Source organism: Sporosarcina sp. ACRSL (assembly GCF_022346605.1).
In the GTDB taxonomy this organism is placed as follows: domain Bacteria; phylum Bacillota; class Bacilli; order Bacillales_A; family Planococcaceae; genus Sporosarcina.
The window spans coordinates 1-25,047 of the sequence record NZ_JAKRNT010000020.1 but is presented as its reverse complement, the minus strand read 5'-3'; the positions used below and the strand labels follow the sequence as shown (position 1 = coordinate 25,047).

General features: G+C 43.3%; 25 protein-coding genes and 2 pseudogenes. 9 read left to right on the top strand and 18 right to left on the bottom strand.

Features of this window, described 5'->3' with window-relative positions; genetic code table 11:
* Nucleotides 1-116: 116 nt before the first annotated feature.
* Entirely contained in the window at nt 117-296 is a 180-nt protein-coding gene (locus MHZ92_RS20495) for a hypothetical protein (protein WP_239433571.1), read from the top strand.
* A 301-nt stretch (nt 297-597) separates the two neighbouring features.
* Here the strand turns inward: MHZ92_RS20495 and MHZ92_RS20490 are convergent, their stop codons facing one another.
* From MHZ92_RS20490 to MHZ92_RS20455, 8 genes are all read right to left on the bottom strand, one after another.
* Nucleotides 598-1,368 (bottom strand): ABC transporter ATP-binding protein, encoded by a 771-nt coding sequence (locus tag MHZ92_RS20490; RefSeq protein WP_239433570.1) that lies wholly within the window; start codon nt 1,366-1,368, stop codon nt 598-600.
* Nucleotides 1,358-2,341 carry a FecCD family ABC transporter permease gene (locus MHZ92_RS20485; RefSeq protein ID WP_239433582.1) on the bottom strand — a complete coding sequence of 328 codons (984 nt, stop codon included), beginning with the start codon at nt 2,339-2,341 and terminating at the stop codon, nt 1,358-1,360. The genes MHZ92_RS20490 and MHZ92_RS20485 overlap by 11 nt, the downstream gene beginning before the upstream one ends.
* Nucleotides 2,342-2,364: 23 nt before the next feature.
* Nucleotides 2,365-3,240 carry a heme ABC transporter substrate-binding protein IsdE gene (gene isdE / locus MHZ92_RS20480; protein WP_239433569.1) on the bottom strand — a complete coding sequence of 292 codons (876 nt, stop codon included), beginning with the start codon at nt 3,238-3,240 and terminating at the stop codon, nt 2,365-2,367.
* A gap of 15 nt (nt 3,241-3,255) precedes the next feature.
* Nucleotides 3,256-4,215 (bottom strand): NEAT domain-containing protein, encoded by a 960-nt coding sequence (locus MHZ92_RS20475; RefSeq protein WP_239433568.1) that lies wholly within the window; start codon nt 4,213-4,215, stop codon nt 3,256-3,258.
* A 69-nt stretch (nt 4,216-4,284) separates the two neighbouring features.
* The gene (locus tag MHZ92_RS20470) at nt 4,285-5,817 is read right to left on the bottom strand and encodes an NEAT domain-containing protein (RefSeq protein WP_239433567.1); all 1,533 of its coding nucleotides are present in this window, start codon (nt 5,815-5,817) and stop codon (nt 4,285-4,287) included.
* Nucleotides 5,818-5,834: 17 nt separating this feature from the next.
* Nucleotides 5,835-6,410 (bottom strand): NEAT domain-containing protein, encoded by a 576-nt coding sequence (locus tag MHZ92_RS20465; protein ID WP_239433566.1) that lies wholly within the window; start codon nt 6,408-6,410, stop codon nt 5,835-5,837.
* A gap of 286 nt (nt 6,411-6,696) precedes the next feature.
* Complete coding sequence (locus tag MHZ92_RS20460; RefSeq protein WP_239433565.1) at nt 6,697-7,221, bottom strand: DUF4871 domain-containing protein; 525 nt, start codon at nt 7,219-7,221, stop codon at nt 6,697-6,699.
* A 306-nt stretch (nt 7,222-7,527) separates the two neighbouring features.
* Nucleotides 7,528-8,451 (bottom strand): VOC family protein, encoded by a 924-nt coding sequence (locus MHZ92_RS20455; RefSeq protein WP_239433564.1) that lies wholly within the window; start codon nt 8,449-8,451, stop codon nt 7,528-7,530.
* A gap of 327 nt (nt 8,452-8,778) precedes the next feature.
* On the opposite strand from MHZ92_RS20455, the gene MHZ92_RS20450 reads away from it, so the two are divergent.
* From MHZ92_RS20450 to MHZ92_RS20440, 3 genes are all read left to right on the top strand, one after another.
* The gene (locus MHZ92_RS20450; protein WP_239433563.1) at nt 8,779-9,753 is read left to right on the top strand and encodes an agmatinase family protein; all 975 of its coding nucleotides are present in this window, start codon (nt 8,779-8,781) and stop codon (nt 9,751-9,753) included.
* Between the two features lie 30 nt (nt 9,754-9,783).
* Nucleotides 9,784-10,449 (top strand): helix-turn-helix transcriptional regulator, encoded by a 666-nt coding sequence (locus MHZ92_RS20445; RefSeq protein WP_239433562.1) that lies wholly within the window; start codon nt 9,784-9,786, stop codon nt 10,447-10,449.
* A gap of 152 nt (nt 10,450-10,601) precedes the next feature.
* Complete coding sequence (locus MHZ92_RS20440; RefSeq protein WP_239433561.1) at nt 10,602-11,873, top strand: Nramp family divalent metal transporter; 1,272 nt, start codon at nt 10,602-10,604, stop codon at nt 11,871-11,873.
* A 257-nt stretch (nt 11,874-12,130) separates the two neighbouring features.
* Here the strand turns inward: MHZ92_RS20440 and MHZ92_RS20435 are convergent, their stop codons facing one another.
* From MHZ92_RS20435 to MHZ92_RS20420, 4 genes are all read right to left on the bottom strand, one after another.
* Nucleotides 12,131-12,412: a DUF2277 domain-containing protein gene (locus MHZ92_RS20435; RefSeq protein WP_239433560.1), complete on the bottom strand. Its 282-nt coding sequence runs from the start codon at nt 12,410-12,412 to the stop codon at nt 12,131-12,133.
* 126 nt (nt 12,413-12,538) lie between these two features.
* A complete protein-coding gene (locus MHZ92_RS20430; protein WP_239433559.1) occupies nt 12,539-13,762 on the bottom strand; it encodes a Zn-dependent hydrolase in 1,224 nt (407 codons plus the stop codon).
* Nucleotides 13,759-14,511 carry an L-2-amino-thiazoline-4-carboxylic acid hydrolase gene (locus tag MHZ92_RS20425; protein ID WP_239433558.1) on the bottom strand — a complete coding sequence of 251 codons (753 nt, stop codon included), beginning with the start codon at nt 14,509-14,511 and terminating at the stop codon, nt 13,759-13,761. The genes MHZ92_RS20430 and MHZ92_RS20425 overlap by 4 nt, the downstream gene beginning before the upstream one ends.
* Before the next feature lie 236 nt (nt 14,512-14,747).
* Nucleotides 14,748-15,362, bottom strand: coding sequence for a PH domain-containing protein (locus tag MHZ92_RS20420; RefSeq protein ID WP_239433557.1), 615 nt, complete (start codon nt 15,360-15,362; stop codon nt 14,748-14,750).
* 155 nt (nt 15,363-15,517) lie between these two features.
* Here MHZ92_RS20420 and MHZ92_RS20415 point away from each other — a divergent pair, with 155 nt between their 5' ends.
* Entirely contained in the window at nt 15,518-16,387 is an 870-nt protein-coding gene (locus MHZ92_RS20415; RefSeq protein ID WP_239433556.1) for a YitT family protein, read from the top strand.
* A gap of 55 nt (nt 16,388-16,442) precedes the next feature.
* On the opposite strand, the gene MHZ92_RS20410 is transcribed toward MHZ92_RS20415, so the two are convergent.
* On the bottom strand, nt 16,443-17,105 hold the full coding sequence (locus MHZ92_RS20410; protein WP_239433555.1) for a peptide-methionine (S)-S-oxide reductase MsrA: 663 nt from the start codon (nt 17,103-17,105) through the stop codon (nt 16,443-16,445).
* A 181-nt stretch (nt 17,106-17,286) separates the two neighbouring features.
* Nucleotides 17,287-17,724 carry a hypothetical protein gene (locus tag MHZ92_RS20405; protein ID WP_239433554.1) on the bottom strand — a complete coding sequence of 146 codons (438 nt, stop codon included), beginning with the start codon at nt 17,722-17,724 and terminating at the stop codon, nt 17,287-17,289.
* A 321-nt stretch (nt 17,725-18,045) separates the two neighbouring features.
* Here MHZ92_RS20405 and MHZ92_RS20400 point away from each other — a divergent pair.
* Nucleotides 18,046-19,091, top strand: a pseudogene (locus MHZ92_RS20400) (S8 family peptidase).
* A gap of 7 nt (nt 19,092-19,098) precedes the next feature.
* Nucleotides 19,099-19,305, top strand: coding sequence for a hypothetical protein (locus MHZ92_RS20395; protein WP_239433553.1), 207 nt, complete (start codon nt 19,099-19,101; stop codon nt 19,303-19,305).
* A 156-nt stretch (nt 19,306-19,461) separates the two neighbouring features.
* Here MHZ92_RS20395 and MHZ92_RS20390 read toward each other — a convergent pair whose 3' ends face one another.
* A complete protein-coding gene (locus MHZ92_RS20390) occupies nt 19,462-19,677 on the bottom strand; it encodes an excalibur calcium-binding domain-containing protein (protein ID WP_239433581.1) in 216 nt (71 codons plus the stop codon).
* A 214-nt stretch (nt 19,678-19,891) separates the two neighbouring features.
* Nucleotides 19,892-21,544, bottom strand: a complete 1,653-nt coding sequence (locus MHZ92_RS20385) for an SWIM zinc finger family protein (RefSeq protein WP_239433552.1) — start codon at nt 21,542-21,544, stop codon at nt 19,892-19,894.
* Nucleotides 21,545-21,810: 266 nt separating this feature from the next.
* Here MHZ92_RS20385 and MHZ92_RS20380 point away from each other — a divergent pair, with 266 nt between their 5' ends.
* Nucleotides 21,811-22,452, top strand: coding sequence for a metal-dependent hydrolase (locus MHZ92_RS20380; RefSeq protein ID WP_239433551.1), 642 nt, complete (start codon nt 21,811-21,813; stop codon nt 22,450-22,452).
* A gap of 95 nt (nt 22,453-22,547) precedes the next feature.
* Here the strand turns inward: MHZ92_RS20380 and MHZ92_RS20375 are convergent, their stop codons facing one another.
* Both MHZ92_RS20375 and MHZ92_RS20370 read right to left on the bottom strand, forming a co-directional pair.
* Nucleotides 22,548-22,856 carry an AMP-binding enzyme gene (locus MHZ92_RS20375; protein WP_239433580.1) on the bottom strand — a complete coding sequence of 103 codons (309 nt, stop codon included), beginning with the start codon at nt 22,854-22,856 and terminating at the stop codon, nt 22,548-22,550.
* 171 nt (nt 22,857-23,027) lie between these two features.
* A pseudogene (locus tag MHZ92_RS20370) lies at nt 23,028-24,013 on the bottom strand (AMP-binding protein); the annotation flags it as partial.
* Nucleotides 24,014-24,287: 274 nt separating this feature from the next.
* Here MHZ92_RS20370 and MHZ92_RS20365 point away from each other — a divergent pair.
* Nucleotides 24,288-24,758 carry a hypothetical protein gene (locus MHZ92_RS20365; protein ID WP_239433550.1) on the top strand — a complete coding sequence of 157 codons (471 nt, stop codon included), beginning with the start codon at nt 24,288-24,290 and terminating at the stop codon, nt 24,756-24,758.
* The last annotated feature ends 289 nt before the right edge of the window (nt 24,759-25,047 follow it).

The window sequence follows — 25,047 nt, the reverse complement described above, 5'->3', positions numbered from 1 at the left end:
GGAAAATTCATGCAATGCAGAAATAAATTGTGTTGGTACCTGTGAATGGTGTATTTTTTTGGCTATTATTCTTTTCGAACGAATTGGCTCTGGGTGAATACACTATATAGAACAGAATGAGTGAGGTGGGGATTATGCAACAGGCAATTATTACACCAGAGGAAAGATTAGCCGGACCTGTTTTGATCTTGATAGGTGCGTTAGTGAGTTTAACGGGTTTGTTTATTAACTTTCATATTGCTTTAACTGAGTACAGAACGGGAACGAGCACTACAATGGAACGTCCACTTTATTAAGTTGATGGTTTGCTCCTTGAATTCATTTCAACATCTTGACCGAAGTAATTTAGCCCTGCATATTACAGTGATGCGGGGCTATTCGATTTGAATAAATATAGAGATTTATTGTAGTTCCTTTCTTTTCGAATTACATATTTTGTAATTACGTTGCACAGGCATCAGTCTAATTATAACAATTCAATATGTTGTATGAAAAAATGCAAAGGGAATCCGGTCAAATATTACAGTGACTGGATTCCCTATTTTAGAATATACAATTGTAGTGAATAAACTGAATTGCGTGCTGTACAGGCAACGTTTAAATTCCAACTGGCACAATATACATCCCCGCCGCTTCATCGTGTTTGACGACGACGTTCACGCCGTAGATGTCGTGAATTAAGTCGACTGTGATGATGTCTTCCGGTTTGCCTTTGGCGGCGATTTGGCCGTCTTTCATGACGATGATGACATCGCTGTACTTGATAGCCTGATTGATGTCGTGCAGTACCATGACGATAGACATGCCGTGTTGTTCATTCAGACTACGGACGAGTTCAAGCAGTTCGTATTGGTAAAAGATATCGAGATACGTCGTCGGTTCATCCAAAAACAGATACGGTGTTTGTTGCGTTAGGGCCATGGCTATCCAAACGCGTTGCATTTGCCCCCCGGATAGGCTGTCGATCGGCATATGTCGCTTATCAAGCAAATTCGTGCTAGCAAGCGCCCATTCAATCGCCTCTTCGTCCTCTATCGTTGTCGAAGAAAAGAAATTCTTATACGGAATCCGCCCGTACGCTGTCAACTTCTCGACCGTCATATCTGAAGGCGCATTGTTTTGCTGGTGGACGACAGCTAGTTTCCTCGCAAGCTCCTTCGGTTTAAAGTCAGTCAACGATTTTCCATCCAACAAAACTTGTCCGTTTTGCGGCTGGTGATGATTGGACAGGACCCCTAGCAAAGTAGATTTCCCGCAACCATTCGGTCCGATGATCGTCGTCACTTTGCCGATATCAATCGAACTGTCAATCCCGCTCAACGTATTCCTCTTCTTGTCATATGAAAATGTGACTTCCTTAATGTCCATAAATACGATTACTCTTTCGTAGCAAGAATATGAGGAACGGCCCGCCGATCACCGCCATGATGATGGAAGCCGGGATTTCATTCGGCGCAATTAACGTCCTTCCTAACGTATCCGCAAGCAATATTAATAGCGCACCCGCCAACGCGGAAAACGGGATCAACACTTTATGATCATTGCCGACAAGCGTCCTTCCGATATGCGGCACCAATAAACCGACGAACGCAAACATGCCCGCTATCGTCGTTGCAATCGAAGCCAATAGAACAGCAATGATCGAAATGACGAATCGTGACAAATTCACATTCACGCCAAGGCTTTTTGCTGTTCGGTCTTCAAGCGATAAATAATTGCACCATCTATAGACGAAGAACGACAGCAATAATCCAATCGATCCGTAAATAGCGATTACTTCCACATCGCTCCATTTTTTCATCGTCAACGTTGAAGTCGTCACTTGGCTCATCGACTGCGTGATACCGCCCCCACTAAACCCAATTGCCTGACCGAGTCCAGTGAACAACGCGTTGACCGCGATACCGATTAGAATCATCCGCAGCGGATCCAAGCCCGACTTCCATGATAATGAATAAACTAAGAAAAACGCCAACGCACCGCCGATAAACGCGAACAACGGCACGAAAAAGAATAACGTCGGAAACAATGCGATGACCAAAACGGACATGAAGCTCGCCCCTGCAGAAACACCAATGATTCCCGGATCCGCCAGCGGGTTGCGCATCACCGCCTGCAGTAACACACCCGCCACAGACAAAGCAGCTCCCGCGAATACCGCAATCAAAATCCGCGGCAGCCGCAAGTCTTTAATGATTTCAACATCATCATTCGTTCCGGTTAACAGGCCGTGAATCAATTCGAAAGGCGTCACCTGGATGCTTCCCGTCAACGCGGATTTGACGAAGACGATTCCGAGCAACAGCACAACCGCTATGAAACTGACGCTTTTCCGATTGATTCCAATCATATTTTTACCTACCTTCATTTCACTTCATGCAACATTTTCATTAACTCATCAAGCGCTTCCGCAGCGGCTAAATTGCCCGTCGTTCCGAATAACGTCTCTTCCAGATCGTAGACACGTCCGTTTTTAACCGCATCGAAATGCTTCCACACATCATTCGAACGGAATTCCTCATCAAACATCTCAATCACTTGCTCTGGCATGCCGTGCGCCGCCCGCAAAATGACATCCGGATTCGTCTGCTGTAAATACTCCGTATTCGAAGATACAAACTCAACATCCTCACCCGTAATGACATTGACGCCGCCAGCCCGCTTCACGAGATCCCCGATGTACGAGTGCTCCGTCGCCACTAAATAACTTCCCGGAATTCCCATGAGGATGAGCACGGAAGGCTTCTCTTTCCCTTCGATCGCCTTTTCGATGTCGGCAACCTTATCCTCAAATTGCGCAACAATCGCTTCCGCCTGCTCCATCCGGTCGTACTTTTCACCGATCTTCAAGATTTCTTCGTGCATCGCGTCGACACTTTCGAGGTTCGCATACGTCATATCGATCCCGCGTCCATCAAACATTTCTTGCAAGTCATATTTCAACGTTGTCACCGAAAATATTTCCGTCGGCTTCAACGACAATAGCATTTCCATGTCAGGGCTCATCGGATTGCCGACTTCTTTCGCATCTGCATATCGTTCCGGCAGCTCCTTATAACTTGAAGGTACGCCGACCAGATCGATTTCCAGTGCATCCATAATTTCCGTCAGCGCAACAGTCGTTGCAATGATTCTGTCGCCGTCCTGCTCGATGTTTTCATTCGCCTGATCCCCGGCACTTGCCGAACAACCGGCAAGCATAACCGTTACAAGTAAGATAAGGCCGATCGCTTTTTTCATTCCAGCACAACTCCCTTATTTCCGAGCACGTTTCTTTTGAGTAGCAAATACGAAGCCTGCTATAACGGCAGCAATAAGTGCCAAAATTGCAAGGATGACAGAAGGACTTGAAGAGTCTTCCGTTTCTTCTTTTACTTCTTCAATAGCTGCTTCTTCGACGATTTCGACTTCCTGCTCTTCAACTGCGTCTTCAGATGCTTCCTGTTCGTCTTCCTTAGTAACATCTGATTCGTCCGTTTCCGATTTCTCTTCAGCTACCTCATTGGATTTCTCTTCAGATTTCTCATCAGTTTTTTCATCTGACTTTTCTTCCGACTTTTGTGCTTTATCTGCTTCGGATTTAGTGACAACTAGCTTCTCTTCTTCAGTCTTTTTCGTGGTTTCTGCTTTCTGTCCTGCCGGCTTTTCAGCTGTTTTCTGAGCAGGCTTTTGAACCGGTTTAGCTTCTTCTTTCTTCGGTGTTTCCGGTTTCGTTTCCTTTGCAGGAGGTGTCGACACCGGCTTTTCCACAGGAGGGGCTGGGATGGACGATGTATTGAAGCTAAAACGAATATCGTATTTATTGTCATATTCGAAGCCCGGGATGCCCGTCACGATAATATGGATTTTCCCGTTGACTAGCCTTGTCAGATCCGACACGGTAAACCTTACGACACGCTGATCTCCTGATTCGCTCACCACTTGCACATCCGAGTAGGTACCACCGTTTTGCACTTTGAAATATTGCCACCACGAGCTGTTTTTCAATGTGACTGTTACCGTTGCTTTATCGTTCGTTAGTTGCACCTTCGCAGGGCTCACCATGTAATCGGCTGTCGCGGATACTTCATTGCTATTGTCTTTTAGCACAGTAAACGGTACGTTATATTCCCCGTCAGCGAACGTTGCAGCAGCCGCCACTTTTGGATGGATTGTAGAAATGAAAAGCGCCGTGACCAAGATAAACGTCATTGCAACTATAAAATGTCTTTTCATTTTGAACTCCTTCGCTTTTATAAACAACGCCGGCTGTCACATAAACGTGACGCCGGCATTTGAGTAGAATTATTGAATCGTTTCAAGCATGTTGTAAACCATTTTCACTGCATGCGCGCGAGTTGCTTTCGCTTTCGGCGCAAACACTTTTTGGCCTTTTACAACGTCACCGTCGATAATGCCAAGTCCTGCTGCTAATTGAACAGCGTCTTTCGCATAGTCGCTCACTTGACCAGCATCTTCGAACTCAACATCAGTCGCAACGTCTTCCAATAGTGAAGTGTCTTTATATTCGATTGCGCGAATGATCATCGCTGCCATTTGCTGACGAGTGATCGCTGCATTCGGGTTGAATTTACCATTGTCACCCGTGATGATTCCAGCACGGTTCGCTGCTTCCACTTCGTACACGAAGTCTTCCATTTCCTTCGTCAAGTCAGAAAATGTTCCTTGGAATTCTTGCTTTTCAAGGTCCAATGCACGAGCAATGATCAGTGCAAATTGCTTTCTTGTAATCGTATCTTGCGGTGCAAATGTTTCAGGTGTTTTACCTTTAACGATTTCCTGTGCAGCAAGTGCTTCGATATACGATTTTGCCCAAGTGTTGTCGATATCCTTGAATGAAACCGTTGCTTCTTCTTCAGGTTGTTCAGGAGTTTCTGGTGATTCTGGTGCTTCTGGTGCTTCTGGTGTTTCTGGTGTTTCAGTTGCTACCGGCTCAACGCTATCTTGGTCAAATGCAAGACGAACTGTGTAGTTGCCAGTATGGTTCGCTTGTGCAACGAAAACCGTAACTTTCACGTTTTTGATTTCAGAAAGATCTGCTACTTCAAATGAAACAGTACGCTTATTTGCCTCTTCATCTACATTTACAACTGTTGCATCAACGAATTCACCGTCTTGCTCGACTTGGAACTCAGTGATTTGCTCGTTGTTTGTCAATGTAAGTGTTACGACTTGCTTGCCGTCTTTTACAGATAATGCAGCTGGTGCTTCGATGAAACGACTCATAGAAGATGGTTTTTCCTCTTCTTCATGCAAAACGTTGAGTCCAATCGTGTACTCACCGTCTTCAATTGCTACTGGCGCTTCAGGAGTCACAGGTGTTTCTTCGTCAACTTCTGTTTCTTCTTCAGCTGGAACATTGCTTCCGTCGAATTGGAAACGAATATCATGCGTTTTATCATATTCACCAAGACCAGGGATACCTGTCACGATGATATGTGCTTTTGCATTCAATATTTTTTCAACGTCTTTTAATTCAAACTTCACAAGACGTGTCTTTTCTTCTTCGTTTTCGCTTACAACTTCAGCAACAACGAAATCTTTGCCATCCTGGATTTTCAACGACTGCCAATATTGGCTATCTAACAATGTCATGTAAACGATCGTCTTGCCGCCTTCGACTTTCACTTCTGCAGGGCTTTTCACGAATTTCCCTGCCGTAGAAACTTCGTCACTATCTGCTTGCAACACTGTGAACGGAAGCTCATAAGATGCCACCTCTTGTGCAGCAGGTACTTCAGCTGCCGCTGGAAGTGCTGGCATTGCTGTAAAGATCAGCAACATTGCTGAGAATAAAACCATCAAATTCTTCTTCATTATATGTATCTCCTCTTCTACTTTTTCGACCGCATTAATCGTATAGCAACAATAACTGCCACCACGATAACTAACCCAGTCGCAATATAAAACCAAATTTTACTACCTTCGCTGACAGATTCAATCCATTGCTGGTCCGTCTCCTGAACAGATTCCGCATCGACCGCAACACGCACTGTATACGCATGATCATATGGAATCTCTAACTCATCGATCACGACATGCATCTTAACTGGAAACGGCTCTGCCAACTCACCGTCCACCTTCAGCTCAATCACGCGTGTATCCGCCTCTTCATCTTTCGCAATGACTTTCGCATCCGCGAATCCATCACCGGATCGTTCCTGCAACTCTTGAACCCACTTACTATGATTCAACGTCAACTGCAAAACCTTTTCGTCGCCATCCACCTTTAACAATGCTGGCTTCTCGAAATAATCATTCGCAATCGACACTGATTCCGAATCGCCTTGCAGCAGCTCATACTCCACTGCATATACACCGTCAGACAATGTCTCTGCCTGTACTGGCACAAGAAAATTCGCCCACAGCAGCAAAACAGCACCAAGCAATAGTGCTACTCGTCTTCTCATGCAAACTCCTCTCCCACCATTCTCCTAAATTAGTGAGAACTGTTATCAATTATTCCTCTTCCATCATAGGCGAAATAATCATAGTTTGAAAGACTCCCCGCCATTATTCACTAATTGTTCACAGAAATAGGAATGAAATGTGACGAATTGTGTCGGTGCCTGTCTATAGTCATGTATGACAATTAATCTTCTATAATTAAATATAAAAAAGGAAGTCAACCAAAGTATTTGGCGAACTCCCTAATCTATCCTGAAACGTACGTTGTACAGCCACTTATTGATGAATTTAAATTTCCTCAACGCTTATAACGATCTCCCCGAATAATTCTTCATCAAAATATATCATTAATTTCCACAACCCACTCGATGGAAACACCATATTTGATGGTATATGCGAATCGGCACCATTATGAGGAGAAACAGTACTACCGAGATACTCCCACACTATTTTATCCCCCCTTAGCAATACCGGATGGTCCTCCCCCTCTTCATTCACACCTATAACTTTGAAATCTCCACTGAGGTCATCCTCGTCTCCCCAAAAATGCCACATGTACTTATTTGCTTGGTTAGCTATTATTGGTTCTGCCTCTGCCTCGCCTTTTTCACCTGATCCGACCAAAAAACCAACTTTTCCTTCTTCGCCAATCAAAAGATACTCACCTTCTGTACCATCACCAAAGGTAACGGGTAATTTAAAAATAGAGCTAACTTCCCAAGTTTCCTTTTTCTCTGTTTTTCCCTCCATAGCTTCACAACCAAACAATGTAAACAAGAAGAGAAACGATACAAAAACAAACCATTTTTTCATCACTTTCCTCCTTAGTAAACTATTTTCGGCGTAGTATAAGCATGTTTATTTTATCACACCGCTAGAATTATCTGAAAAATTATCTTATAACACCAACAGACTTTTTGAGATTTCATTCCTCTGTTCCACATTACTTAGGTTGCGAGCATTCGATGACTTTCCTGTAATTCATTTCCATAGGAGGAAACTGCACCCGCGCGTCCTCTTAAAATCGGCTGGCCTTTGGTCGACAAATCCGTAAAAAATAGCCACAAAAAACACCCTAGAAGTTAGATGGTGACGCTAACTTTTAGGGTGCACATCAAATTAGATTCCATAATCGTATGCTTTCCGTAACTCCGCAAGATCGAGCTTTTTCATTTTAAGAGTCGCCTGACTAACGCGTTCTATTTGTTCAGGTGTGCTACTTCCTCCCATCATCTTTTCCATTTCTCTCGGAACAATTTGCCATGATACGCCAAACTTATCCTTCAACCAGCCGCATTGCTCGGATCCGGGAACTGCAGACAACTTATCCCAGTAGTCATCTATTTCTTCTTGGGTGTCGCAATAAACCATAAATGAAATAGCTTCGTTGAAACAGAATTGATGATCTCCCGCGCTGTCCTTTGCGGTAAACCAGTGATTCAAGAGGCTGTAATCAGAAAACATGAGGGTTCCTTCCTTGTTAGGTTCCATGCCTTGAGGGTAGCGGACAAATTGGCCTTGTTTCGATTCCTTAAAAACCGATAAATAAAAATGAATCGCCTCTTCCGCTTTACCACAATTATCACCGGCAAACATTAACGATGGCAATATCGGTGGCCTTTCCTCTCCTTCGGGATTGGTAAGGATTAACTGCCATGACAAACCATACTTATCTTGAATCCAGCCGTATTTCTCGCTAAATGGATACTTATCAAATGGCATTAGCACTATGCCGCTTTCGGACAATTTACTCCATACTTCATTTATTTTTTCACTTGCCTCTATTTCTCGGGATGGATCAAAATTAACCATAAAAGATACAGACGGATTAAATTTGAAAAAAGGTCCTGCGTTGATTGCCATGAACTTCTGTCCCCACAACTCAAAAGAGATCAAATTGGCGTCGCCAGATGGCGTGTCATGTAGTGCTGTTTCATTTGTTATTCTCGAGTCCGGGAAAATGGAAGTGTAAAACGCTGCTGCTTCATTGGCATCCTTGTCAAACCATAAATGCGGAACGATAGATTGAATTTTTTCTGTCATTGAGAATTCCTCCCTGTTTTTTGTTGGGATTTACCTATTGCAGACATAAAAATCTCTCCACCTCTTTTTAAAATTCCTCAAATAAATGACCACAACAAGAAACCTATTTTAATTTTTTTAAACTTTTCTTCCCAACTACCACTAACACCAGCGAGTCACCGATTTATAGCCTCAAATAAAACATTTCTACACTTCCCAAACAGAACAATTCCAACTTTAACTTTTAAAAATTTTAAAAATTAGTTTGACTTTTTTTAAAGAAATGAGTAGGATTCAATTATGCATTAAACAAAATTATAGAACAATTTGTGAAGGGGATTGAAATTTATGACTACTACTCTATACGGAAATACTCCTTGCTTCCTCGGTGCAAAAAATATCTCTGCAACTAAATCATTTGAATACATCGATGCGGTCGTTTATGGAATCCCTTGGGAAGGTGCTGTCACATGGGGCGATTACACAGGCTGTGAACTCGGACCGAAAGTGATGCGTCTCACATCCGCTCGATACAGCGGCTATTTGCCTGAACTTGACCATATTGATGTGTTTGAACATATGAAACTAGGCGATATCGGTGACATCGATGTGGTACCTGCCGATGTCGACGAAACAATGACACGCATTACAAATTTCACTCGTCAACTATGGGACAGCGGAAAATTCCTGATTGGCCTTGGTGGAGATCATGGTGTTACTTTCCCGATCGTGAAAGCGCTTGCGGAAACAGGGAAAAAAGTTGGCATCATCCATCTCGATGCGCATTACGATAACCTCCCATCCCATAACGGAGACCAATATGCACGTTGCAGTCCATTCGCACGACTCTACGAGCAGGAAGGCGTCCGAAATGAAAGCATTATTCATACAGGGATTCATGGACCCCGTAATGAGCCACAAGCTGGGCGTAATGCGAGAGAAGCTGGAGCAGTTACTGTGACAATCAACGATATTCGTAACTCTAAAGATTTAAAACAACTTGCTGCAGAATTGCATGCAATGGCTAGCAAAGATGTGGATTGTGTGTATTTGAGTATCTGTAGCGATGTCTTGGACTTCGCCTTTAACCCAGGTGGTCCAGTTGACGGAAATGGACTTACTTCATTCGAGTTGCTAACGCTCGTTCACGAGATTTGTAAACAAGGCGTCATCGGCATGGACTTCGTGGAAGTGTATCCGCAACAAGATCCAAACCAAAATTCAGCGCATTTCGTTTCGACTGTTGTGTTATATGCACTCGCTGGAGTCATCGCCAAAAATAAATCAGCATCGTTATCCCCAGCAACAGCAGGTACAATGTAAGTAACTTATATTAAGAAACTGGTGATAACGATGAATACTGTTCACAATGAAAATCGACGGACCCTAGATCGCTACAAGCCTGTTGCGGATATGATTCATGCAACCTTCGGTAAGAACTGCGAAGTCGTGCTCCATGACCTTCAAAACGTTCAATCATCCCTTATTTACATAAAAGGGACAGTAACGGGAAGAGAGCTCGGAGCACCGACAACGGAAGTCATCTTAAAAGAATTGCGGCAACATGGTAACGACGTAAAAGACAAACTCGGCTATACAACGCGGACGAAGGAAGGCCAATTTGTCAAAACGTCCATTTCGTTTATCCGAAATGATCTTGGAGAAGTGATTGGCTTTTTAGGAATTAATTTTGATATCACAGCCTTTACAATGGTTAATCAAATTATTAAAGATTTCTCCTCCACAATGGATGTGGATCAGGTCGAACACCATTCAAATGAATCATACGCAAAAAATATCGAAGAAGTCTTTGACCATTTGATCAACACTGCGCTCGTCGAGACAGGCGTTCCAATCAAGGAGATGTCACGAGAAGATAAAATCCGGTTCGTTCAAAATTTAGAGGAAAAGGGGACTTTCCTCATTCAAGGATCAACCGAGCGAATCGCAAAAGTGCTAAGCGTATCGAAACAAACTATCTATAATTATTTAGAGTTAAAAAAGGTCAACAAAGGCTGAAGTGGAATCTCTATGTTAATAAAATCCACTGTCCAAGATTGCGTTATTCCAAAAATAATACCTGTGACAACTTGTTACAGGTATTTTCCACAAATTAGAGACTGAATTTTACAAAAAGGTGAGGAATGCCGATACAAAAGGGGGAGAAACAGATGACACGTGTTGAAGATGTAAATGTAAGCGCAAACATAAATGTGTCTGAAAAAAAATCTTTTAAAGATAGATTAAAAACGATTGGTCCCGGGTTAATCGTCACCGCCTCTTTTACCGGCCCTGGTACGATAACAACTTCAACGAGTGCGGGGGCTTCGTTCGGATTCGCCTTGTTATGGGCAGTCGTATTTTCAATCATCGCAACGATTGTGTTACAGGAAATGACAGCCCGTCTCGGAATTATTACCCGTGCAGGCCTTGGTGATGCAATCCGGGAACAGTTTGGTCAGCCGATTTTAAAGTATGGGACGATGTGGTTGGTGTTAATCGCTATTAGCGTTGGTTGTACTGCCTATATGGCAGGAGACTTAATCGGTACATCGCTCGGTATTTCAACGCTAACAGGAATTCCAACACATATACTCGGTCCGTTTTTTGGAATAGTCATTTTAATTATCGGGCTTAGCGGCAGTTTTAAATTAATTGAAAAAATCATGGTAGCGCTCGTTGCGATTATGAGCATTACCTTCATTACGACAGCGATTGTTTCAAAACCAGATTTAGGTGAATTATTTCATGGTGCTTTTGTTCCTACATTCCCTCCCGGATCAATCATTATGATTATCGCGTTAATTGGAACGACAGTCGTTCCTTACAACTTTTTCCTTCATTCATCGATTGTCCAACAACGCTGGAGCAGCCCTGCAGGTTTAAAGGAATCACGTTGGGACACAATTATCTCCATTAGTATCGGAGGTATTATTACAGCAGCGATCTTAATTACAGCGGGTGCGATGATTAAAGGAGTAGAAGTGACCAGTGCAGCTGAACTATCTCTTCAACTTGAGCCTTTATTAGGCGCATGGGCAAAATATTTCATAGCGATAGGACTGTTCGCGGCCGGGTTTTCTTCTGCCCTTGCTTCACCACTTGGTGCGGCCATTACAGTAAGCAGTATTTTAAAATGGGAAAACGGAATGAAAGATAAGCGATTCAAAGCTGTCTTCGTTACAATCATATTGATCGGTATTATCTCATCCGGTCTGAGATTCGAGCCTATGGATGTCTTACTTTTTGCGCAAGCTTTGAATGGAATTCTATTGCCGGTCGTCGCGATTGTTTTGCTCTTAATCATGAACAACAAAAAACGGCTTGGCAAATACACCAACTCTCTAAAAGCCAATATTATCGGCGGGATTGTCGCCTTAATTTGTACAGGCCTCGGTATTTACAGTTTAGTCGACGCCATCATGGCATTTATGGGAGCTTAACGATTACTATGAAAAAGAGTGCCTAATGGATAAGTAACAGATTCGGTTGTTGGAGCAAAAACATAAAATAACAATCTATTCGGAGACACAATTCATATATGAATTAGTGTCTCTTTTTTTGTTGCTATATCAACATTTCAATGGATTTAACATTTCTTTCTCCCGTAAACGGCGATCTTTCTTTACACTTGCTACACACATTTAATGTTCATCATAGGAACAAAAATATTTTCATTACAAGAACTCATTTCAGCTATCTATTGTCCTTGTGATGTGCCAAATCTTTTAGCATTTCTAGCACGAGCACGTTCTGCTTCTACCTCACGATTTTTTGGTTCAGCATTTGTCACTAAAGAATCCAATAGTTTTTGAGCAGCTTGTGTCACCTCATCCACTGCGTCCTGAAACGCCCCTTCATTCACTTGCGATGGCTTATTAAATCCAGAGATTTTCCGCACAAACTGTAACGCTGCCGCATGAATCTCATCTTCAGCAGCTGGAGGTTCAAAATTAAATAAGGGCTTGATATTTCTACACATTGCGTTCCACTCCTTTCATCATCCGTTGGTTTCCTAATTTTACTATAATCAATTGCTGAGTACCATTAATTTTCAGACGGGAATATATGATAAAGAGTGCCGACTGGATCAGGCACTCTTTTTCGTTTATTCGCTAGCAAGAGCTAGTACCGTCTCATATAAGATTTTCGTCCCTTTTCCACAGTCTTCTTTCGAACTCCACTCAGCGGGATTATGACTGATACCGTCTTTCGAGCGGATAAAAATCATCCCGATCGGCCATTCGTTAAACTGCATCCCATCATGTCCCGCGCCGCTCGGAAGCGTAATTGGTTCTACTCCTGTTTTTCGGCAAGCTTCTCGGATTACTTCTTGAATGGAATTCGAACACGGAACAGGCTTGATGCGCTGGAGATGTTCAATGTTCAGCACTACATCCCGCTTCAGGCATACTTGCTCCGCAGTGGCTTTAATGTTAGTTTCCACCGCATCTCGAATTGCTTCATCGATTGCACGGAGATCCAGAGTGAACTCGACTTCTCCTGGAATGACATTCACACCACCCGGTTTAACGGAAATCTGTCCTACCGTCGCAACCGTTGCGGGATGCTTTTTCGCTTGCTCTTCCATGAACTGCATGATTTCCGTTGCTGCCATCAAAGGATCCTTCCGACCGTCCATCGGAGTTGCACCGGCATGACCCGCTTCACCCGAAATGTTCCACTTTGTCCAATAGGGTCCTGCGATGCCTGATACTACACCCGCAGGGAGCCCCTCCTTCTCTAAAACGCGCCCCTGTTCAATATGTAGCTCCACATAAGCTTTAACCGTCGAAGGCTCCCTCTTCGCTTCGCCGATGTTTTGGGGATCCAGCCCGCTCTGCTCCATTGCCTCCCAGATCGTGATGCCATCTTGGTCGACTTGTTGGAGCTGCTCCAGCGTCAACGTTCCCGCTATGGCGCGGCTGCCGATCATGCCAAGTCCAAAGCGGCTGCCTTCTTCATCGGTAAACGCGATGACTTCAATTGGATGGTCGAGCTCTATCTGCTGCTCATTTAATGTTTGTGCAACTTCAATACCTGCAAGGACACCGAGTGCTCCGTCAAATTTACCGCCATGCGGAACCGTATCGATATGCGATCCGATTAAAACTGCTGGCAAATCTGCCCGCCGTCCATCTCGCCGTCCGATCAAATTGCCGACTGCATCTTCCCTCACTTGCATGCCCGCCTCTTCCATATAAGAAGCGACGAGCTGTTTAGCTCGCTGCTCTACTTTTGTAAATGAAAAGCGGGTCACTCCACCGCTCGGTTGTTTTCCGATTTGACTCAATTCCATTAAACGATTCCAAAGCCGTTCTACCTGTATCATTCGGATGCCCCCCTTTCACTTTGTTCTTCGTCCTTCATTTGAAAACGGAAATGACAAGTGCCTTCCCGTAACACATATTGGTCATGCACCACTTCGAAATTCGGATTATAGCCTTTCGCAATTGAAGGATCAATCATATGACAATAAAGGATGCCGTAGTCTTCCATGCCATCCTTCTTCCACTGTTCTGCAAATGCACATTTCGTAAAGGATTGTTCAATTTCTTTCGGATGAAAATGGGTTTCGTATTCAAACAGTTCACTGCGGCCCATGTCGTAGTTGGATAGATAATTCTCCATCGTGTTCGGTTTCCCGACAGCGGCGGCTCGACGGGCAATATCCCGGCCGCGTTCTTCGCCAAATGTTCCGACACTGTCCATCATCACACGTTCCCCATCTTCTTTGCCGTACGTTTCCACCATGACCTTTGCGATATGGGCAAACAGTTTTGCCATGATCGCAAACATCGTATAAGGTTCGCGTCCCGCTGTTTGCAGATGTGTATTATAAGCATCCAACGTCTTCCCAATCTGTTCTGCATCAAACAGCTTATCGTATATATACAAGGACGCTTCCTCGAGTCCTTCCACTTCGGTCTGCTGTTCTTCCACCACTTGCTGCACACCTGCTTGCACAGCCGATATCCCATCTTCCCCAAAACGTTCCGTCGCAGTAGCAACAATATGCGACATCAACTTCGCAGTAATTGTATCCATCGTAACAGGTTCCAGACTCTGTAATTTACCCATGCAGTTCCCCTCCGTTTCTAATAACGCTATCTCTATTTTATCAAATAATAGAGATAAATCTCGCAATCTACCTTCAAATTGTGTCGGTGCCTGTGCACGAAACATTTATGACTATTCACTAGTAGTTATTAAAATACAAAAAGAAGCTAGTCAAATGACGTCTTGACAAGCTTCTCGTTTTTCTTTTATGCAATTGTAGTGAATAAACTGAATTGTACGCTGCACAGGCACCGTTTTTAGTTGTTGATATACTTCTCAAACACGTCGCCAAAGTCTTTGATGTGGTATTTGTCACGGGCTGATGTTAGCCAGGAGAAGCCGAATTCGGTCAATTGCTTATATTGATCAACCATTTGAATGTCGGACGACCTTGAGTTGTGCAACATGTTAGCAGCCTTGTCGAGACTTTCCTTTGCCATCTCGAACAAAATATTGTTGTCGTGGACCATTTCCGACATGTAAACCAATGCTTTATACAGATCGTTTAATTTATCGAGTTGCCTTTTATCGACGTCAATGCTGTACGATTGATGCCCTAATGTGAACTTGATTTCAACGTCCAAATCCACTTTCCCCGCCGTTTCCAAAGTGACATTCGTGATTTGATGCTGTGAATAAGGGTAGCGTTTTAGGATACGCTTTGAAGAGACGGCGTTCTCCCCGTCGACGTGAATGAAAGCGAGGTTCGTAAAGCAGTATTCATCCGCTTTTGTCTTAATCAAGAAATAAATCTTTTCATTATCTTCATGTCGAATATAATCATCTGCATCTGTTTTATCATAATTTTCCGGGCCGATAATTTTACCAATATCCGACAAGCCTAGCGCATCTGAAGCCAATTTTTTCAGCACTTGAAACACCCTCCCCTTGCATAGTTTAGTACATCTAAATTATACCATTTCTCAAGTTGTATGAAATCTATCTATATAAATTAAGGGAAAGTGACTGACAAGATAAAGTACATAAGTGTAAAATAAAGAAAACTAACTAAACGAGGAACAACATAATGCCAAAAACACAACAAAAAGTACCTGTATGGAAAATGCTTGTACGCGGCGCTTTGGTTATACTCGGCGCTTTCATCGCAGCTTACGGATTGGAATCTGTACTTATCCCCAACCAAGTATCTGACGGAGGCGTAACAGGCCTTAGTATCGTCGGGTCACAATTATTTGGATTACCACTAGGCCTTCTCATCGCAATTTTAAATATTCCTTTTGTCATTTTAGGTTACAAGCAAATTGGGAAAGACTTTGCAATTTATTCCGTTCTTGGTATTGCTTCGCTAGCCATCAGTACAAGCTTGATGCACCGTGTACCGACAATTATTGAAGGCGATACGCTATTAATCACAGTCGTCGGGGGAATTATCCTTGGTCTAGGCATGGGGATTGCTCTACGGAATGGTGGTGCACTTGACGGGATTGATATGTTAGCTGTCTTAATTTCCCGGAAGATGCCGTTCGGTACAAGTGACTTGATCCTATTTCTGAACGTTTTCGTTTTTGCGATTGTCTCGACGGTTTTCGGACTTCAAGGAGCTTTTCTATCCGCCATCGCATACTATATTGCCACGAAAGTGATCGACATTGTAGAAGAAGGTTTGAGCGGTTCTAAAAAATATACAATCATTACGAGCGAGCCCGAAGAAATGGTGGAAACGATCCGAGAACGGCTTGGCCGGAGTGCTACGGTCAGCACGGTTCAAGGAGGATTTTCCAATGAGCAAATGAAAGAAATTACGTGCATTATTAACCGGCTGGAAGATAGCAAGATAAAAGAAATCATCCTCGAAATCGATCCTACAGCGTTTGTCGCTGTTTACGAAGTCGCCGAAGTGCGCGGCGGCAATTTCGGTAAGCGAAAAGCCCATTAATGAGCATAACAAGACCCTCAATTCACATCGAAATTGAGGGTCTTTTTAATATACTTCACCATTTCATCCGCTGGAATAAATCAATCAATACCGCTCGGCCATCCTGGTCGATTTTCCATCCATTCATTTCCTCCAACAAGCTCTCTTTCGTACGGATTCCTTTGACGAAACCATTCAGCCTGGCGGCAAATGTAGAATGCAGAAGCAATTCGGGTTCTGGATAGAGCACCTTCAACTGCTCCAATGCTTTTGGATACCGTTTAAGATAGTATTTCTGATGGCGTTCTTCCGCCAGCGTAAAGTCTGTAAACCCGGCAATGTTGGTTTCTATACGTTCACCAAGCTCCACTTCCATTTCGGTCTTTACACGTTCAGCTATTTCAAGCTGTTCATTACCGCGGCAGCGCAACAACGACAAATATTGGCGCCCCTTATATTGGTCACGGTTCGGATAGTGGTTCCGCCAAAAATGACGTAAAACGTCCTCATAGCGCAAGATGGCAGGATCGAAATCAATTTCCACAGTCTCCGTATGATCTCCCATCTGGCGATACGTAGGAGTTGGCGTTGTCCCGCCGGCATAACCGACCCGAGTCCGGATGACGCCCTGCAAACTCCCGAAACGGGCATCCGGCCCCCAAAAGCACCCCATCCCAAAAGTCGCCGTTTCCAGATCACAAGTCTTATGCAGTTCTTCTTCGATTGTTTGAATATCCATCCACATCCACCTTTCTGCGTAGCGACACCTGTTTGTACGATCATAACATTATGTTAAAACATACAAAAGGGAAGCTCATTCAACTGAATGACCGCCTCCCTATATTATCTATAATTCAAATGACGAGATTTTATTGGCTTCCCGTTCCCGTATAAAGGATAAAGCACCACTCTTCTATATATTAATCATAAACAAGGAAATCAGATACTGTAAAGTCCTTACCATTCCTGATAAGCCCTTCCCATTCAACCTCTTTCAATTTAAAAGAAACTTCATTAAGGAGACTGTTAAGTTCTAAACTAGAATATTCCGGATCCTCTTTTGATTTTTCAATTACAATATCCATATACTTATCGAATTGGTCAACCGTTTCTTTGTCTCCAAATGCTTTCGTATACTTGAAGTCGTAATTATAATAACCTCTTTGAACATCAGAACCCCATTGCCTTTCCAACTCCTTAACCTCTTCTTCCAAACCGATGCAAAGAGCAACACCCACCGAGTGACCATCAAAGTAATAGAGGTATGTGACGAAAGATAAAGCCCCCTCCTCTACTGAGTAGTTAATGACTTCACTTTTTGCATATTGAAACATTGCCTCGATAAGTTTCGTTTTCATTTCTGAGAGCACATTTTCATTCAGTTCTAGATCCATTTCCCTTACTTCTCCTCCCTATTCCAATCCATCCATTACAGCAATTATATCCTTTGAAACTTCTTCTATAGAGTATTCTTTATTTAAGGTGTTTATATCTCAAAGTTTGTAAATGAAGACCCAAATAGTATGCTCAAACTGACTAGCTATGAAAATAAAGTATGAGGTGCCTTTATGAGAATTGGATGCTAGTTATATAAATACAAACGGAATTGAAGGAGATTACATTTGTTACACAGGAACCTGTTTGGACTCTACCATTTTGCGCTATAGTCTAATTGATAAATGACTTGGTGGAATAGACAGATGAAGGAGAGTATATGGACATGTATTGTATCCGTGTTGTTGGCCCTTTGCTTTGCAAGTCCGACTACACTGGCTAAAGAAAGTGATCGATTCTTAGTAGAATTGCTCAATGATGAAAATGAACCAATTATTGAAAGTGTACATAAAGATGAAGTAGAAAAGCTTACGGATGCGAAGGTGCTACAGCCTGATTATATCCGCGAGATATCGCTGCAAGTTGGTACATTACAGGCAAAATCGTGGGGGCCTGCTCGTATCGGAGCGGACAAATTAATTGAATGGACAAAAGATCTGGAAGGAATCGTCATTGTGGCTGTCATTGACACCGGCGTCGATGCGGACCATCCTTTCCTGCGGGATCGTCTAGTTGCGGGATATGACATATTGGACAAGGGTTGGGACCCGACTGACGAGCATTTCCACGATACGCATATGGCAGGCATTATTGTTGATACGACACCCGACAATGTGAAAAACATGCCGATTAGTGCAGTGGACAAGGATGGGAGAGGGTATGACAATCACATTGCAGAGGGAATTCGATATGCCATCTATCATGATGCAGATGTCACCAACATGAGTTTAGTCGGCGAGAAATATTCTACATATTTGGCGGAGGCGATTAATTATGCGCTTGCGTATGACGTAGTCGTCGTCGTTGCGGCTGGGAATGAAAGTATGGATACCGCTACCCTCTTTCCAGCATCGATATTGCAGCACCTGGCGTTGAAATCCTATCAAGCCTCCCGGGAGGATCTTTCAAAAGATACAGCGTTACCTCAACCGCTACTCCTTTTGTGAGTGGGACCGCCGCCATGCTAAAGCTGGAAGACCTAGCGAGAACGGTACAAGACATTGAACGATTGCTGAAGAAATATACCACCGATAAAGGACCAGCAGGTTGGGGTCCACAATTCGGCGAGGGAATTCTTGATTTTTCAAACTACAATGAAATGGTAATTCAAAAGAACCCATCAACTCTTCCTAAAATTTCATCGGACATCCAATCATTCCCCACACGATAACGTTCCGTTGAATAAAAGCTGGAAGATCACCTTTGACCGAGCGTTGACGGAAGGAGATAAGGTAGATATCCGAATCAACCGTTCAGGACGGGATGTCCCCATTCTGACAGAAACGAAAGCAAATGAAATCATTGTCACACCGATTCGTAACTATTTCCCCATACGAATTATCAATTGCTGCTTTTTGTCGAGAATGGCGGGCAATATGAGATGATATATAAGACCGGGGGATAACAGGAAGATTTTTAGTGCCTGCGTAAGTACCCTACCAATTAGATCCAAATGTGAAAGGAGGCTAATCAAATGTCATTTTGATTGACCTCCCTTATTTAATTTGTATATTTTTATCTATACCTGATTTTGCTCTACATTATTTTTCACACGCAATTCCATCCTTATCACGGTCCATCTTTATGTGTGATTTATAGATTTCAGCCGAAACAAAAGGCTTGTGTTTCGTTTTACCGCCTTTGTTCTTCACCTTCGAATCCTTGGCGACGCCGCCTGGATATGTCTTATTCAATTCCGTACAATTTTTGAACTTTGCAGGTGCTGCATCAACTGATTGGATTGGTATTGCGAGCATAAAAACAGCTATTATGACTGCGATAACCCCTGTAATCTTTTTTCTCATCCTCCAACACTCCGTTCGCTGTTAATTGTAAATAATTGTAACAAAAAACTTCTTTCTCCGGTACCAAAAATTTCAATCAATTGCTTACATTTTTAAGGGAAGCCCATTCAATTAAATGAACGGCTTCCCTTTTTATATCTATTCATTTGCAGCACAATAATTTCCCTTACAACTTCCCCAATTCATCCAAAAAAGCCGGACGGTTCTTATATGTCTTTTCCAACTCTTCCGCTACACGCAATTGAGCTTCCTTGCCAGCTATTTTCCGGAAACGCCTTAACGCTCGGCACACTTCCTTGTATTCCTTTCGATTAAACGCATTTTCGGCCATCGTTTTCACATGGGATTCGAATAAATGAATCGCCTCGTCCTTATGGGAATCCAACAAGTATTTCATATATCGTTCAACCGATGAAGGACTTTCACGGACAACTTCAAGAATGGCGTCTACATCGTTTTCTGCCTCAATAAGCTGGACATACACGAGATTATTCGTTGCAGCTAGTTCCTGTTTCAAGTCATCATAAAAAGAAGGGTCGTCTGCAGCAAGCTCCTTCAATTCCCAGTAATACTTGAACTCCCCTGCCATCAGCAGTTCGCGCCCCATTTTCATTTGCTCTTCAACAGATTGTAATTGTTTATACGCTGCATAGCGCCATTTTTTCCACCTCGTAACCAACCCACGATAATCCTTGTCTCTTCTTTCGCCTTCAGAAGCTAATGCCAACACGTTTTCGTAGTTGCCTTCTTTCATTTCGTATTGCATCAATCGCTTCCGGAAAGATGGATATTTGAGATTTGCATGCAAGAACTGTGTCGCTTCCTCGGTTGTGCCGTACGTCTCGATGATGTCATACAGCAAGTTAAGAATCCGTTCATTTCCATACCGATCATAATGAGTAGCAGAAGAATCCACGAGCATGGATTCCAATTCATTCACTAACGTATTACGTAATTGCTCATTTGCCGCAAAGCTAATACAAATGCTGAGCACATCAATTCGGAAGTCATCCCATCCTTCAAACACTTGATGTTTAGATAAAAGAATTAGCCTTTCCAACAAATCACTTTGATCGGACAACTCTAATGGGGAACTTGCAATCGTTTGAATTGCCTTGATCGTCTCGTCAATGAGTACGCCAATACCGCTGCTTGAATCATCCGTGTACTGAATGGACTGAACCGCTTCAATCAACAGCAGACCGGCAACTTCCACCGCCATCAACGGGTCTTTCATTTTCTCTACTCTATGGAGCACCACCAACAATTCATCCGCAAAAGCATTGGCATATTGATATGAAATAAACCCTTCTCTGCCTTTATATTTATCAATGATCGTTTCGATGAACTGCTTGCAACGCTCAACTTCTTGCCGCTCATGGACGATTGCATACGTAAAGAGCAGCTCATTATGTAAAATCGGATCATCGTCAGCTAACTTAATTAAAATATCAATCAGCTTTTCTTTGGACAGATTTTCGAGAGTTACTTTCAAAGCTGGCTGTTCGGCCATTGCATTTACACTTAGCGCCTGAGGGAAATCATTATCCTTTAGCCTATGAATTAATTCATAATAAACCGCCACCTCATGTTTACATACAGATTCCATATCGAACGGACAATCACAGTAAGACGAAACAATATTCTGTTCTTCATCAAGCTGGACGCTAACCTCATATACATCCGCTCCCTCAACGTGCGCATTGTATCGGCCGCTTCCCCCGCTCACAAGCTTTGCAACAAATCCCGCATCAAAATACTCCAGTCCGCGTTCAACGATAATGGAACTTACCGCATCTTCAAATTGGTAAAGATTCATCCTGCCTCCCCCTCCCTTCAACTGGTGTGACCTGCATTTTTCATCGAATCTCTTTCTCTTACTACCATTATAATATAGTCGCCTAGTATATCGATAGTTTTCAATGACAGTTCGTGCCAATTCAAATCCTTCTACCTAAGACAATAGCCACTACAAAGTTCTTCATTTCCCTCTTCTCGGACAATTAAGTGCAAACATCAGCCCATTGCTTCCCCTCTCTCAAATGAGCGATAATAAGAAGATTACACAACGAGAGAGGTTTACAGATGAAAGGAAGTTCACACACAATGATCGGTGTCACTGTCGGAGCGATGGCAGGGTTCCAAGTGCAACCCGATCTACTCAACATCGCAGTCGGTTCCTTCGTTGGCGGCGTGTCAGCGCTCGTTCCCGATTTGGATACAAACGGACTGGCAACCAACCGGATCACGCTTTCCAAAAAGATCACACAATGGCTGATGCAACTCGTTGGTGCAGGAATTTTGGTAGCGATTGTCTACCAGTTCTTCAATGCAGGCTTTAGCCCTGCTATTTTGCTATACGGAGGAATTGGGTTACTCTTCTTTATCGTATCGCGTTTCATTACACAAAGAAGAATGTTGACGCTCACCGGTGTCATGGTAATGTGGCTCGGAATTGTCATGCAGCAATCGATCGGCATCCTGCTTATGGGAAGCTATATCGTCATCGCATCATTCCTGCCCCACCGATCCTACACCCACTCACTACCAGGACTCGCTTTTTATGCGTTCATTTTGAATCAATTACAACAGGATTGGCAGGTCGACGGACTGCTTCTAGCAGGAATAGCCGGCTATGCAAGCCATCTCATCGCAGACATGAAGCTCCTGCCCATGAACCGCCGAGGCGTGAAATGGTTCGCCCCAATTTGGAATAAAGAATGGTGACATCATAAATAAAGGGAAGGACCGAAAACCAATTCGGCCCTTCCCTTTTCTGCACTATAAAAATCAAAGTACGCTGCCTCCCAAAACAGCTCTCCTTATTTCTTCACAGTCACCATTTCCCGCAGTTTATACTTCAACAACTTTCCTTGTAAGCTGCGTGGGAGTTCGGCCATGAAGTCGACGGAACGAGGTTTTTTATAGTCGGCTAACTTTCCTTCGCAGAAGTCGATAATCTCCTGTGCGCCAGCCTCCTCTCCTTCTCGAAGGACAACGATCGCTTTCACAGCCTCTCCCCATTTTTCATCGGGGACACCAATGACTGCGACATCCGCAATTTTCGGATGCCGATGAAGGACGCCTTCGATTTCTGCTGGGTAGACGTTAAATGCTCCGGACAAAATCATATCCTGTTTACGGTCAACGATGGAATAAAACCCGTCCTCGTCCTGAACACCCATATCGCCGAGGCCAAGCCATTCGCCATGGAACGCTTCAGCTGTCGCCTCCGGATTTTTATAATATTCATCGCAAAGGGTAAGTCCCTTCACCAAAAACTCACCCGGTTCACACGGCTGCACTTCATTTCCATCAGAATCGACAAGCTTCACTTCCATCCCAAGCATCGGCACGCCAACGGAGCGATCCTTCTGTTCCTGATACTCCGGGAATAAATTCGTCGAACCACCATGCTCCGTTGCACCATAAAACTCATTCAACTCGACGTCTTTAAAGAATGCCAACACCTTCTCCTTTGTACTGGAATGCAAAGGTGCGCCAACCGAAAATATCCCTTTCATAGAACTCACGTCATATTTATTCCGAACTTCCTCCGGCAACGCAAAAATCGCATCGAACATCGGCGGGGCCATGAAGGAAGTCGTCGTTTTCTCCTTATCAATTGCTTCCAATACTTCGACAGGATGAAACCTCGGCAAAATATGAACCGGATTGCCGACGAACAGATTCGGTACGGAAGTCGACAGTGCAGCGGCACCGTACAACGGACCAGACACTAATCCTTTCCCGTTTCGCCCAATTCCAAATTCAAGGCTGAATAACAGCGCTACAAGATACATGCTCCGATGCGAGCGTACCGCCCCTTTGGATGTCCCGTCGTTCCTCCGGTATACATGATACAAACCGTATCGAGCTCCCCTAACTCATAGTCGAGGACAGGTTCATTTTCTGAATGAAGATCAATCCAGCTCTCGTATTCATAAGACGCCGTATCCGCATGACCCCCAACCGAAACAAATAGCTGCACGTCTTTCAAGCGATCCTTAATCGAAGAAATCTCTTTGTCGAATTCAGCCCCGTAAATCAAACCAATCGTATCGGAGTTTTTCAACACATGCTCAATTTCCGGGCCGACAAATCGAGAATTGATTGGCACGAAAACCGCCCCAATCTTGGCGCATGCAAACATGATCTCAAAGAGTTCATTGCAATTGAGCAGCATGAACGCCACCTTATCCCCTTTCTCAACTCCCGCCTCCAGAAATGCGTGCGCCAACCGATTAATTCGCTCGTTGAATTCACGGTACGTAAATCTCTTCCCCATGTACGATAGCGCTTCCTTTTCCCCGTAACGAATCGCATTTAATTTAATCGGATCACTGAACAACATATGCTGCATAATAATCCCCCATTTCCAATGTATTCGTTGACTACTTCGCTGAATATTGTGGAACTCCTCTATTTTCTAGGAAACTGCCAATACATTTTAATTACAACTTTCCATTCCTCTCTTTCGGATTGAAATGGAAGCAACTTGGGAAGAATTAAAGTAAAACAATAAAATTTTATACATAAAATATGTAGTAGGAGAGTTTTCGATGACAAAGAAGTCTTCCTTTAAAAAAATATCCATACTTGCGCTTATCGGATCAATCGTATTGGCTGTGTTCCTCGTACTTAGACTTGGAGCCTCCGAAGACCAAGTACAGGCAGAAAAAAATAGTGGCTTCACCTCAGACGTAATACAGTTCGAGGATCTGGCGTTTCAGCTTACCGGCTCGTCACATAGCAAAACTGAGCAAATCTTTTATTTTACTGTCGAAAATATCACTAACACCGAAATATCGACCCAAAGTATATCATTCACCATTAAGAATGAAGGCAACGTCTACTCAAGTTGGAGCGTCGATATTGAAGAAAGCCGATTGAATCCTGGAATGAGCACAACTGCAACTGTCACATTTAAAATGTTAGATTCCTATTTGATGAAAGGGGAACCTTTAATGAAGATTCAGAGAGGCGTATTTTTCCCTGCTATCATGCAGTTTGAGTTGAAGAAAGAGCGCTAAACCACAAGAAAATGGTTAGGTGCCTGTGTAAGACACATTTATGACTATTCAATTCAAAGTATAAAAACATAAGAAGAAGTCAGCCATTTACTACCATGGCTGACTTTTGATTTTTACAATATACAATTGTAGTGAATAAACTGAATTGCTTGCTACACAGGCACCACTCACTAGCGTTGCATAGCAAGAAATAAAAGTAAAAAAGTACAGTAAATAGAAATAGATAACTTGAATAAAAACAAAAAAGCTCCTAATGTAGGTAAGGAACGACGACTAAATCAGTTCCCTA